Origin of the sequence: Flavobacterium sp. GSB-24, assembly GCF_027924665.1 — a bacterium.
Taxonomy (GTDB): Bacteria; Bacteroidota; Bacteroidia; order Flavobacteriales; family Flavobacteriaceae; genus Flavobacterium.
The window spans coordinates 454479-467140 of record NZ_AP027043.1 but is presented as its reverse complement, the minus strand read 5'-3'; the positions used below and the strand labels follow the sequence as shown (position 1 = coordinate 467140).

The following is a 12662-nucleotide window of genomic DNA, read 5'->3' as shown; positions in this document are numbered from 1 at the left end:
TATGTTGAAATATAGTAAGGCTTTAGGTTTGATTATTTTTGTCTTTTTGTTTGCCATGTGTAACCAAAAAAGCAAGAATGAAGCTGAAAAAGAAACCATTTTAAAAGGATCGCTAGATGTTGCTGTTGATGAAACAGTTAAACAAATAGTAGATGATCAGGTGGCTGTTTTTGAAGGTACTTACTATGATGCAAAAATTACAGTTAAACCAAAGTCAGAAGCAGAAGTAATAAATGATTTGTTGAATCAAAAAGCTAAAGTCGCGATAACGACCAGAGATTTAACAACAGAAGAAAAAGCTCGTTTTGAAAAAAGCAAAATTAATCCGCGTGTCACACCTTTTGCGCACGATGCGATTGCATTTATTTCCAGCAAAAACAATAATGATACACTAATTGCGTTGAAAAGTGTAATCGATTTTATACAAGGAAAGCCAGATTCTAAAATAAGGGGATTAGTTTTTGATAATCCTAATTCAAGTACAGTTCGCTATATGAAAGAATTAGCGAAAGTTAATGAGGTTCCTAAGACAGGAGTTTTTTCTTTTAAAACAAATAATGAAGTAATCAAATTTGTTTCTGAGAATGAGGGAATGGTGGGTGTTATTGGTGTTAACTGGTTGTATCAGCCGACACCTGATATGACGGAGGTCATCAAGAAAATAAATGTTTTAAGTGTAAAAGGATTAAATAGTGATAAATATTATAGTCCGACTCAAGATGACTTAGCATTAGGTAAATATCCTTTGGCACGTGATTTGTTTATTATCAATTGTCAAGGCTATTCAGGTTTAGGAATGGGATTTGCTTCATTTGTAGCCGGAGATATTGGTCAACGTATAGTTTTGAAGTCAGGATTATTGCCATACAAGACTCCTGGGCGTAAACTTAAAATAAGGAATGAAATTATAAAAGATAACGAATAAATTAATTACGATAAAGATGAATAAATTTAAAATTTTTAGTCTTGCATTAGTAGCTTCGGCGACTGCGGCAACAGCGCAAGACATCAACCAAGCAAAAAAAGCGATTGATGCAGAACAATTTGATAAGGCAAAAACAATCCTTAAATCAATCATCAAATCTAAACCTTCAGATGGTGAAGCAAATTTTGTTTTAGGGAATGTTTATTTAAATCAATCTGTTGTAGACTCTGCTAAAATCTATTATAATAATGGATTGCAAGCTTCGGATAAGAAAAACTTAAACTACATTGGTTTAGGACAATTAGATTTAGATGCTAAAAATGCAGCTGCAGCTCAGGCTAATTTTGCTTTAGCAACTAAAGACATGAAGAAAAAGGATGTAAATGAGTTTATTTATATCGCTAGAGCTTACATGAATTCTGATAATCCTGATTATAAAAGTGCTGTTGACGTTTTAAAACGTGCTTTACTAGTTGATCCTCAAAATGCTCAAGCACTTTTAGCTATTGGTGATGCATATTATGGATCTAATAATCAAAATGATGCTTATAAAGCTTATCGTGATGCTTTTACAGCTGACAATACTTTACTAAGAGCAAAAATGCAGTTAGGAGTTTTATTAAAAGGTGCTAAATCATATGATGAGGCAATTAAATCTTTCAATGAAGTTATTGCATTAGATGCTAATTACGGACCAGTTTACAGAGAACTTGCTGAAACGTATTACAAATGGGCAAGAAATAAACCTTCTACTGCTAAAGTTAATTTACAAAATGCAATTACAAACTACGAGAAATATTTAAGTTTAACTGATTATTCTCTAGATTCTAAAATGCGTCATGCAGATTTCTTAATCTTAGTGAAAGATTACAAACAGTTAGAAACTGTTGCAAACAAAATGATTGCACAAGATAAAGTTAATCCTAGAATTTACAGATATTTAGGATATGCTGCTTACGAAAATGGGAACGTTGATGTAGCTATTAAATCTATCGAGGATTTCATTAAAGCTCCAGGAAATAAAGTAATTGGAAGAGATTATTACTACTTAGGGTTAGCAAAAATTAAAAAAGGAACTGCTGCAGATGGTACAATTGATCAAGCTGCGTTTGATGCAGGTTTAGCAGATATTAAAAAAGCAATTGAATTAGAGCCTTTAGTAGTTGAGGAATTTGCTGATTTTGGAAAAGAATTGTTTGGTAAAAAACAATATAATCAAGCAGCATCTATTTTTGAACTGGGAGCAAATAATAAAGAATCTAAAAATTATTTAGATGATGCTGTTTATTATGGAATTTCTGTTTACTATGGTAATGCTGGTAAACCTCTAGAAAGCCGTGATAAAGTTGCTTTAGAAAAAGCAAATGCTACGTTTGATAAAGTTCTTGAAGCGTCTCCAACATACGATGAGGCTTATTTGTACAAAGGAAGAATCAATAGTGCATTAGACAAAGATGATTTGATTATCAAAAACTATGAAGAATACGTAACTAAAATTACAGCAAAAGGTGCAGAGGAAGTGGCTAAACCTGCAACGGCTAAAAAAATCGTTGAGGCTTACAATGCAATCGGAGCTGCTTATGCAAATACTGATAAAGTAAAAGCTTTGGAGTATTTTAATAAAACTTTAGTTTTAGATCCAGCAAATACTTACGCTGCACAATCAATAAAATCTTTAAAATAATCTAGATTTTTTAAAATAAATAGAAAACCGATAGTTCAATAAACTATCGGTTTTTTTGTTCCGTATATTATTGACTATCTTTGCATTCTTAAAATAATAAAATGTTACCAAAAGAAATACAATTAGAAGTAAATAAAGGAGCAATGCTTCCTTTGATGGAGGAATTTTATACCATTCAAGGTGAAGGCGCGCATACAGGCAGAGCTGCTTATTTTATTAGAATTGGAGGATGTGATGTGGGATGTCATTGGTGTGATGTAAAAGAAAGCTGGAATGCAGCAATTCATCCGCCAACAAGTATTGATTTAATTGTTGAAAATGCAGCAAAATATGCTGATACGGTTGTTGTAACTGGAGGTGAGCCTTTATCTTGGGATATGACGCTTTTGACAGAACGCTTAAAAGAAAAAAACTTAAAAGTTCATATAGAAACTTCAGGCGCTTTTGAATTATCTGGAACATGGGATTGGATCTGTCTTTCTCCGAAAAAGAATAAATTACCAACTCAGACTGTGTATGACAACGCTCATGAATTAAAGGTGATTATTTATAATAAGCACGATTTTATCTTTGCGGAAGAGCAGGCAGAATTAGTAAATGATGATGCAATCCTATTCCTTCAGCCAGAATGGAGTAAAAAAGAGGAAATGACTCCTCTTATTGTTGACTATGTTATGAATAATCCGAAATGGAGAGTTTCATTACAAACACATAAATATTTAAATATACCATAACAAAAAAAGCCTCTTTATTTGAAGAGGCTTTTTTGTATACATGAAGTAAACAAATGTATAAATGATATACATTTTGTTAATTCCAGTTTTTATATTTTTTTAAGCTAGTAATATGTGCTAAATGATGATTTCCATGCCAAGCATATGATCCGATAATCTTTTTGATTTTATTTTCTGAATTATCTGAAGGATGAACAAAAGTTTTCTCCAAATCAGATTCTGATAAATTTTTCATTATATAAGCTAATCTAAAATGAAGTCCTTTCAATAAATCAAGTGTCGGCTGTATTGGCATCGTTAGATTGTCATTCAATTCAGACCAAAGAACTTCATCATAAGCTTTAATCACTGGATTGTTTTCTGTTAAAGCCCATTTAATTCGAATGTAACAATTCATATGACTTTCTGCACAATGATGAATAACTTGTCTCACTGTCCATCCGTCTGGACGATATGGCGTGTCTAATTGTTCGTCGGTTAAATGAAGTGTTTCATTTTTTAATCTCTTTGGGAAACTTTCTATTTCTTCAATTTTTTCTGAAAGATATGTTACAGAGTAATCATTAGGAGCTATAAATTTTCCAATCGGATATTTTAATTTTTCTAAATCTAATTCGGTCATATTTTAATTGGTTTATTTTTTAAATAGAAAGTTTAGCTAAATAATCGTAATGTTCACCTTCGAGAATCAGCTCACAATTTAATCCATTCGCAATCGCAGCATTTTGAAGTGTGTTATAATCTAAATATAACCAATTAAAAGCTTCTTCTTTTTCGTTTTTGTAACTTAAATTAAAAACAAGTTCTCCATAATAATCATTTTCAGAAGGTATCCATTTGCCGCCATCTTCATCCTCATCAAACATATAAATGATATCGGAGCTGTCAATTAAAATTTGTCCGCCAGAATTTAGAAGCGATTTTAATTTTCCAAGATATTTATTGCAGTCCTTTAATTTACCAAAAATTCCAGTTCCGTTCATTAGAAGTAAAATGGTATCAAATTTTTCACCTTCAAAATCTAAAATGTTTTCAACTTTAGCATTTTTAATTCCTCTAAGAAGACAAGTTTCGATTGCTTTTTCCGAAATATCGATAGCAGTTACATCTAGATTACGTTCATTTTGTAGTGAGAGGGCATGGCTTCCCGCTCCGCAACCAACATCGAGTGTTTTTCCTTTTGCCAGTTGCAATGCTTTTTGTTCAATTAAAGGCATTTCATTATAAGAGCGAAAGAGATATTCAATGCTCATTTCATCTTCTTCAGAAATCGAAGTTTCTGTAATAATATCTTCAGGTGAATTATTGGTATAGAAATCAAATATCGCTTTTCCAAAAAGATCTTTCATTGTTTTAGTCAAAGTTTAAGGTTTCAAGTTTAAAGTTGCTTAATTTTGCACATCATCTTTAAATTCTAAACTTGAAACAGATTTTAAATAACTTAAGTAAGTTAGCCAAAGATAAGCATATCGAGAATAAAAAGTATTTCGATAAGCTCAAAAAGAAACAGCCGAAGAATTTAGATTACATTATGCAGGATTTGCACAATGCAGAATTTAAAAGAACCGATTGTTTGAAATGCGCTAATTGTTGTAAAACAACAGGTCCACTATTTACTTTGGCTGACATTGAGCGTATCTCAAAACACTTAAGACAAAAGCCACAGCAGTTTATTGAGCAATATCTTCGAATTGATGAAGACAAAGATTATGTTTTACAAAGCGTTCCTTGTACTTTTCTGGATAGCGAAAACTATTGTATGATTTATGATGTTCGCCCAAAAGCCTGTAGAGAATTTCCACATACTGATAGAAATAAGTTTCATCAAATATCTCACTTAACATTAAAAAACGTTGAAATTTGTCCAGCAGCTTTTAATATAGTAGAAGAGATGAAAAAGAAACTTCCATTATAGTAAAATTAAAAAATGTAATTATCTTAGAGAGAATAACATTTTCTCTTTTTAAAATGTACTTTTGAAAGAAGTAATAATAATTAAAGAAGCCCTGAATTTGAATTTAGAATATTTTATAGCCACAAGACTTATTACTGCCAAAAACTACAAAAGCAGTATTTCGGCGCCCATAATAAAAATTGCTATTTCTGCAATTGCAATAGGAATTATTATGATGATTGTTTCGGTTGCAACTGGAATAGGATTGCAGAAGAAAATCCGTGATAAAGTTTCGGCATTTAACGGACAGATTATAATTTCTAATTATGATAATAATAATTCTGAAGTTACTATAGTTCCAATTTCCAAGAAACAAGATTTTTATCCAAATTTTAAATCAGTTCCAGAAGTTAGTCATATACAAGCGATAGCAAGTAAAGCAGGAATTATTAGAACTGAAAATGCATTTGAAGGAATTGTGTTTAAAGGAGTAGGTGCCGATTATGATTGGAACAATATTAATGAATACATTGTAGAAGGAAAACTGCCTGATTTTTCAAAAGCATTAAATGAAGATGTTATTATTTCTAGATTTCTGGCAGATCGATTAAATTTAAAAGTAGGAGATCAATTCAATACATTCTTTATTAAAGAAGAGCAGGGAAAACTTCCTAATAGTCGTCGATTCAAAATTTCGGCCATATTTAATTCGGGGTTCCAGGATTTCGATGCAACATATATAATAGGAGATATTCGTCATATTCAGAGAATTAATAGATGGAATGAGGATCAAATTGGAGCATTTGAAGTTTTTGTAAAAGACTTTAACGATATAAAATCTGCAGGTGATCAGATTTATGAGCAGACGTCTTCGAATCTAGATACCAAAACCATTATAGAAAAGTATAGTTATATTTTTGATTGGCTTCAGTTGTTTGATTTCAATATCGTAATCATCTTGGCAGTAATGATTCTAGTTGCTACAATCAATATGGTTGTTGCTTTATTAGTACTTATTCTAGAGAGAACTCAAATGATTGGAATTTTAAAATCGATGGGAGCAAATAATTGGACAGTTCGCAAAATATTTCTTTACAATGCATTCTATTTAATCCTTCGCGGATTATTCTGGGGAAATTTAATTGGGATTTCAATTTTATTAATCCAGCAGCACTTTGGAATAATTCAGCTTAATCCTGAAAATTACTATGTAAATCAAGCTCCAGTTTATCTAAATTGGATTTATATACTTTTATTGAATTTACTAACTATCGCTATTTGTTTTTTAGTGTTATTAATACCATCATATATAATAACCAAAATATCTCCGGTAAAAGCAATTCGTTTCGATTAAAAATATAAATTAAAGTGTTCATACAACCCGACAGGTCTTAAACCTGTCAGGTTTATTTTTTCTACTTATTTACTAATAGTAAAAAAATCCGTCAGGCTGAGCGAAGTCGAAGCCTCTCATAGTGATTTGGAATTTGGAATTTTAAATTTGGAATTTGCTTTTAGATAAGAAGCATAATCCCGCTGTCCGTTCCAGCCTTCTTCTTTTTAAAGAAAAAGCAGAAGGATTTTCTCTGAATCCTCGGGACTGTCAGGGCTGGGGCATGTATTTTTAAAAGAACATTAGAATAAATAAGGAATATAAAATCTCTTAAAGTGCCGGCACAGGGCAGTAAAAATTAAAAACTCTGCAAAAATGGAATGTAATATAGGAGTTAAATTGAGGAAATGCTGTCCTGGCAAAGAAAAAACTGACAATGGTTCAAAAAAGCTGATAATGTAAATGGAGAGTTATCAGTGTGTTAAGAAAAACTTTCAAAAAAGATGGAAAAAATATAAAAAAAAGTCTTGCAGATGTAAATAAAGGTAGTACTTTTGCACCCGCAACAACGAAATGTTCACAGAAATACCGGCAGGAAAAAACTAATTAAAAGAGAAAAGAAATTTTCAAAAAAAGATTAGAAAAAGCTTGTGGGAATGGAAAACGGATATTACATTTGCACCCCCGCAGAACACGGGAAGTTCCTTGAGATACTGAGAGAAGAATTGGAGAAAAAGAGATTTAAAAATTTCAAAAAAAACTTTAATTTTTCTTGCAGGAAACAAAAAGAATTTTTAGTTTTGCACCCGCTTTGAAACACAGGCGGAATAATAAAGAAGACACGTTCGTAGACATATTGAATTGACAGCCGTTTTAACAGAGATGTTAGAACAAGAGAATAAGAGTAATAGAATTGTAAGATTCGAAAAGAACCGATAGATAAATCATCGCAGTATAATATTACAATATACGATGAAGAGTTTGATCCTGGCTCAGGATGAACGCTAGCGGCAGGCTTAACACATGCAAGTCGAGGGGTATAAGTCTTCGGATTTAGAGACCGGCGCACGGGTGCGTAACGCGTATGCAATCTGCCTTTCACAGAGGGATAGCCCAGAGAAATTTGGATTAATACCTCATAGTATTACGACCCGGCATCGGGATGTAATTAAAGTCACAACGGTGAAAGATGAGCATGCGTCCCATTAGCTAGTTGGTAAGGTAACGGCTTACCAAGGCAACGATGGGTAGGGGTCCTGAGAGGGAGATCCCCCACACTGGTACTGAGACACGGACCAGACTCCTACGGGAGGCAGCAGTGAGGAATATTGGACAATGGGCGCAAGCCTGATCCAGCCATGCCGCGTGCAGGATGACGGTCCTATGGATTGTAAACTGCTTTTGTACGAGAAGAAACACTGATTCGTGAATCAGCCTGACGGTATCGTAAGAATAAGGATCGGCTAACTCCGTGCCAGCAGCCGCGGTAATACGGAGGATCCAAGCGTTATCCGGAATCATTGGGTTTAAAGGGTCCGTAGGCGGTCTTGTAAGTCAGTGGTGAAAGCCCATCGCTCAACGGTGGAACGGCCATTGATACTGCTGGACTTGAATTATTAGGAAGTAACTAGAATATGTAGTGTAGCGGTGAAATGCTTAGAGATTACATGGAATACCAATTGCGAAGGCAGGTTACTACTAATGGATTGACGCTGATGGACGAAAGCGTGGGTAGCGAACAGGATTAGATACCCTGGTAGTCCACGCCGTAAACGATGGATACTAGCTGTTGGGAGCAATTTCAGTGGCTAAGCGAAAGTGATAAGTATCCCACCTGGGGAGTACGTTCGCAAGAATGAAACTCAAAGGAATTGACGGGGGCCCGCACAAGCGGTGGAGCATGTGGTTTAATTCGATGATACGCGAGGAACCTTACCAAGGCTTAAATGTAGATTGACCGTTTTGGAAACAGAACTTTCGCAAGACAATTTACAAGGTGCTGCATGGTTGTCGTCAGCTCGTGCCGTGAGGTGTCAGGTTAAGTCCTATAACGAGCGCAACCCCTGTTGTTAGTTGCCAGCGAGTCAAGTCGGGAACTCTAACAAGACTGCCAGTGCAAACTGTGAGGAAGGTGGGGATGACGTCAAATCATCACGGCCCTTACGCCTTGGGCTACACACGTGCTACAATGGCCGGTACAGAGAGCAGCCACTGGGCGACCAGGAGCGAATCTATAAAGCCGGTCACAGTTCGGATCGGAGTCTGCAACTCGACTCCGTGAAGCTGGAATCGCTAGTAATCGGATATCAGCCATGATCCGGTGAATACGTTCCCGGGCCTTGTACACACCGCCCGTCAAGCCATGGAAGCTGGGGGTGCCTGAAGTCGGTGACCGCAAGGAGCTGCCTAGGGTAAAACTGGTAACTAGGGCTAAGTCGTAACAAGGTAGCCGTACCGGAAGGTGCGGCTGGAACACCTCCTTTCTAGAGCCTCAATTGTTAGCACGAAGGTTATGAGTTAGAAGTTATGAGTGATGCGTCTTGACGCTTAACCCTTAACGTATAACATTTAACACAATGGCACGATGGGGAAAAAAGATGGTTTTCTTCAGGTATCTGAATTGGAGATTGTATTACTCTTGCTGTTAATTTAAAAGAAATGAAAATTAAGTAAAACAGAGTCTCGTAGCTCAGCTGGTTAGAGTACTACACTGATAATGTAGGGGTCGGCAGTTCGAGTCTGCCCGGGACTACTTTTTTAAGATTGTTAATTGTAAATTATAAATTACAAAAGACAGAATAAAAAAAGACTGTAAGCTTGATTAAAAGGAAATTTTAGGGGTTGAGGCCTTATGAGAACTAATTCATAACTCATAACTAATAACTCATCACTAAGAAAATGGGGGATTAGCTCAGCTGGCTAGAGCGCCTGCCTTGCACGCAGGAGGTCAACGGTTCGACTCCGTTATTCTCCACAGGTCCGAAAGGACAAAAGTTCATTGACATATTGAGATAAGAAAATAATAAGAAAGTAGAAAGCGTTTTTTACAATTTTATTGTAAAAAACAAAAAAAAACGGTCCTGATTAATTTTAGGATTGGTACAATAAGCAAAATAAGGGCGTATGGGGGATGCCTAGGCTCTCAGAGGCGATGAAAGGCGTGATAAGCTGCGAAAAGCTGCGGGGACGGGCACACACCGATTGATCCGCAGATACCTGAATGGGGCAACCCGCTATGCTGAAGGCATAGCACACCGATAGGTGGGCAAACCCGCTGAACTGAAACATCTAAGTAGGCGGAGGAGAAGAAAACAAAAGTGATTCCGTAAGTAGTGGCGAGCGAACGCGGATTAGCCCAAACCGGTGCTGTTACGGCAGTGCCGGGGTTGTAGGACCGCGGTATTTTATGTACAAGGAACCGGAAGCTTCTGGAAAGGAGCACCATAGAGGGTGACAGTCCCGTACGGGTAACAAGTATAATAGATAGCGGTATCCTGAGTAGGGCGGGGCACGTGAAACCCTGTCTGAATTTGGCGGGACCATCCGCTAAGGCTAAATACTCCTGAGAGACCGATAGTGAACCAGTACCGTGAGGGAAAGGTGAAAAGAACCGTGAATAACGGAGTGAAATAGATCCTGAAACCATACGCTTACAAGCGGTCGGAGCCCTTTCGTGGGGTGACGGCGTGCCTTTTGCATAATGAGCCTACGAGTTAACGTTGCTGGCAAGGATAAGTGTTTAAGACATGGATCCGCAGCGAAAGCGAGTCTGAATAGGGCGCTTTAGTCAGTAGTGTTAGACGCGAAACCGTGTGATCTACCCATGGGCAGGTTGAAGCTGTGGTAACACACAGTGGAGGACCGAACCGGTTGACGTTGAAAAGTCTTCGGATGACCTGTGGGTAGGGGTGAAAGGCCAATCAAACTCGGAAATAGCTCGTACTCCCCGAAATGCATTTAGGTGCAGCGTTATTTTAGTTATACAGAGGTAGAGCTACTGATTGGATGCGGGGGCTTCACCGCCTACCAATTCCTGACAAACTCCGAATGCTGTATAATGATTGATAACAGTGAGGGCTTGGGTGCTAAGGTCCAAGTCCGAGAGGGAAAGAACCCAGACCATCAGCTAAGGTCCCCAAATATATGCTAAGTTGAAAGAACGAGGTTTGTCTGCCCAGACAGCTAGGATGTTGGCTTGGAAGCAGCCATTCATTTAAAGAGTGCGTAACAGCTCACTAGTCGAGCGGACGAGCATGGATAATAATCGGGCATAAGCATATTACCGAAGCTATGGATTTACAGTTTACTGTAAGTGGTAGGGGAGCATTCTGACAGGGCAGAAGGTGTATCGTAAGGTATGCTGGACCGGTCAGAAAAGAAAATGTAGGCATAAGTAACGATAATGCGGGCGAGAAACCCGCACACCGAAAAACTAAGGTTTCCACAGCTATGCTAATCAGCTGTGGGTTAGTCTGGTCCTAAGGCGAACCCGAAAGGGACAGTCGATGGCCAACGGGTTAATATTCCCGTACTGCTTATTACTGTGATGGGGTGACGGAGTGATGAAAGCGCCGCGGACTGACGGAATAGTTCGTTAAAGTACCTAGCTATATTCTCTGCAGGCAAATCCGCAGAGAATGGTGAAATACGATAGTACTCGGAGTCTTCGGACAAAGAGATAGTGCGCCTAAGGGCTTCCAAGAAAAACCTCTAAACTTCAGGTAATAAGCACCAGTACCGTAAACCGACACAGGTAGTTGAGGAGAGAATCCTAAGGTGCTCGAGAGATTCATGGCTAAGGAATTAGGCAAAATAGACCTGTAACTTCGGGAGAAAGGTCGCCCCGAGCAATCGGGGCCGCAGTGAAGAGGTCCAGGCGACTGTTTATCAAAAACACAGGGCTCTGCAAAATCGTAAGATGAAGTATAGGGCCTGACACCTGCCCGGTGCTGGAAGGTTAAGAGGAGATGTTATCTTCGGAGAAGCATTGAATTGAAGCCCCAGTAAACGGCGGCCGTAACTATAACGGTCCTAAGGTAGCGAAATTCCTTGTCGGGTAAGTTCCGACCTGCACGAATGGTGTAACGATCTGGACACTGTCTCAGCCATGAGCTCGGTGAAATTGTAGTAACGGTGAAGATGCCGTTTACCCGCAGTGGGACGAAAAGACCCTGTGCACCTTTACTATAGCTTAGTATTGACCTTGGATAAATGATGTGTAGGATAGGTTGGAGACTGTGAAGGGGCGTCGCCAGGCGCTTTGGAGTCATTGTTGAAATACAACCCTTTGTTTATCTGAGGCCTAACCCCGCAAAAGCGGGGGACATTGCTTGGTGGGTAGTTTGACTGGGGTGGTCGCCTCCAAAAGAGTAACGGAGGCTTCTAAAGGTTCCCTCAGTACGCTTGGTAACCGTGCGTAGAGTGCAATGGCATAAGGGAGCTTGACTGAGAGACATACAGGTCGATCAGGTACGAAAGTAGAGCATAGTGATCCGGTGGTTCCGCATGGAAGGGCCATCGCTCAAAGGATAAAAGGTACGCCGGGGATAACAGGCTGATCTCCCCCAAGAGCTCATATCGACGGGGGGGTTTGGCACCTCGATGTCGGCTCGTCACATCCTGGGGCTGGAGAAGGTCCCAAGGGTTGGGCTGTTCGCCCATTAAAGTGGCACGCGAGCTGGGTTCAGAACGTCGTGAGACAGTTCGGTCTCTATCTACTGCGGGCGTTAGAAATTTGAGTGGATCTGATTCTAGTACGAGAGGACCGAATTGGACAAACCTCTAGTGTATCTGTTGTCCCGCCAGGGGCACCGCAGAGTAGCTACGTTTGGAAGGGATAAGCGCTGAAAGCATATAAGCGCGAAACCCACCACAAGATGAGATTTCTTTTAAGGATCGTGGAAGATGACCACGTTGATAGGCTATAGATGTAAAGGCAGTAATGTCATAGTCGAGTAGTACTAATAATCCGTAAGCTTATGTACACCCTTTTCTCCCGGCTGCGGCCGGGAGAAGAAACTTTCTAAAATATATTTACTTTTCTTTATCTCAGTATGTTAAAATATTTGCCTGTCGCGGGCAGTTATGAGTCT

The 12662-nt window shown here is 38.3% G+C and carries 7 protein-coding genes, 2 tRNA genes and 2 rRNA genes; 9 read left to right on the top strand and 2 right to left on the bottom strand.

What is annotated here, in order from left to right:
- Nucleotide 1: 1 nt before the first annotated feature.
- The 3 genes from QMG60_RS02305 (at nucleotide 2) to QMG60_RS02295 (ending at nucleotide 3343) form a co-directional block, all read left to right on the top strand.
- On the top strand, nucleotides 2-925 hold the full coding sequence (locus QMG60_RS02305; protein ID WP_281866744.1) for a substrate-binding domain-containing protein: 924 nt from the start codon (nucleotides 2-4) through the stop codon (nucleotides 923-925).
- Nucleotides 926-941: 16 nt separating this feature from the next.
- Nucleotides 942-2609: a tetratricopeptide repeat protein gene (locus QMG60_RS02300; RefSeq protein WP_134142572.1), complete on the top strand. Its 1668-nt coding sequence runs from the start codon at nucleotides 942-944 to the stop codon at nucleotides 2607-2609.
- A 101-nt stretch (nucleotides 2610-2710) separates the two neighbouring features.
- Nucleotides 2711-3343 (top strand): 7-carboxy-7-deazaguanine synthase QueE, encoded by a 633-nt coding sequence (locus QMG60_RS02295; RefSeq protein ID WP_057115053.1) that lies wholly within the window; start codon nucleotides 2711-2713, stop codon nucleotides 3341-3343.
- 76 nt (nucleotides 3344-3419) lie between these two features.
- On the opposite strand, the gene QMG60_RS02290 is transcribed toward QMG60_RS02295, so the two are convergent.
- Together QMG60_RS02290 and QMG60_RS02285 are read right to left on the bottom strand one after the other, a co-directional pair.
- Nucleotides 3420-3965, bottom strand: a complete 546-nt coding sequence (locus QMG60_RS02290; protein WP_281866743.1) for a YfiT family bacillithiol transferase — start codon at nucleotides 3963-3965, stop codon at nucleotides 3420-3422.
- A 19-nt stretch (nucleotides 3966-3984) separates the two neighbouring features.
- A complete protein-coding gene (locus tag QMG60_RS02285; protein WP_281866742.1) occupies nucleotides 3985-4692 on the bottom strand; it encodes a class I SAM-dependent methyltransferase in 708 nt (235 codons plus the stop codon).
- Between the two features lie 71 nt (nucleotides 4693-4763).
- On the opposite strand from QMG60_RS02285, the gene QMG60_RS02280 reads away from it, so the two are divergent.
- The 6 genes from QMG60_RS02280 to QMG60_RS02255 all read left to right on the top strand — a co-directional run bounded on the left by QMG60_RS02280 (nucleotide 4764) and on the right by QMG60_RS02255 (nucleotide 12554).
- Entirely contained in the window at nucleotides 4764-5258 is a 495-nt protein-coding gene (locus tag QMG60_RS02280) for a YkgJ family cysteine cluster protein (protein WP_281866741.1), read from the top strand.
- A gap of 97 nt (nucleotides 5259-5355) precedes the next feature.
- Entirely contained in the window at nucleotides 5356-6591 is a 1236-nt protein-coding gene (locus tag QMG60_RS02275) for an FtsX-like permease family protein (protein ID WP_281867919.1), read from the top strand.
- A gap of 948 nt (nucleotides 6592-7539) precedes the next feature.
- Nucleotides 7540-9053, top strand: a 16S ribosomal RNA gene (locus tag QMG60_RS02270).
- Between the two features lie 195 nt (nucleotides 9054-9248).
- Nucleotides 9249-9322: transfer RNA gene (locus QMG60_RS02265), tRNA-Ile, on the top strand.
- 148 nt (nucleotides 9323-9470) lie between these two features.
- Nucleotides 9471-9544: transfer RNA gene (locus QMG60_RS02260), tRNA-Ala, on the top strand.
- A gap of 128 nt (nucleotides 9545-9672) precedes the next feature.
- A 23S ribosomal RNA gene (locus QMG60_RS02255) occupies nucleotides 9673-12554 on the top strand.
- Together the 16S and 23S rRNA genes with 2 tRNA genes alongside form the textbook arrangement of a ribosomal RNA operon.
- Nucleotides 12555-12662 lie beyond the last annotated feature (108 nt).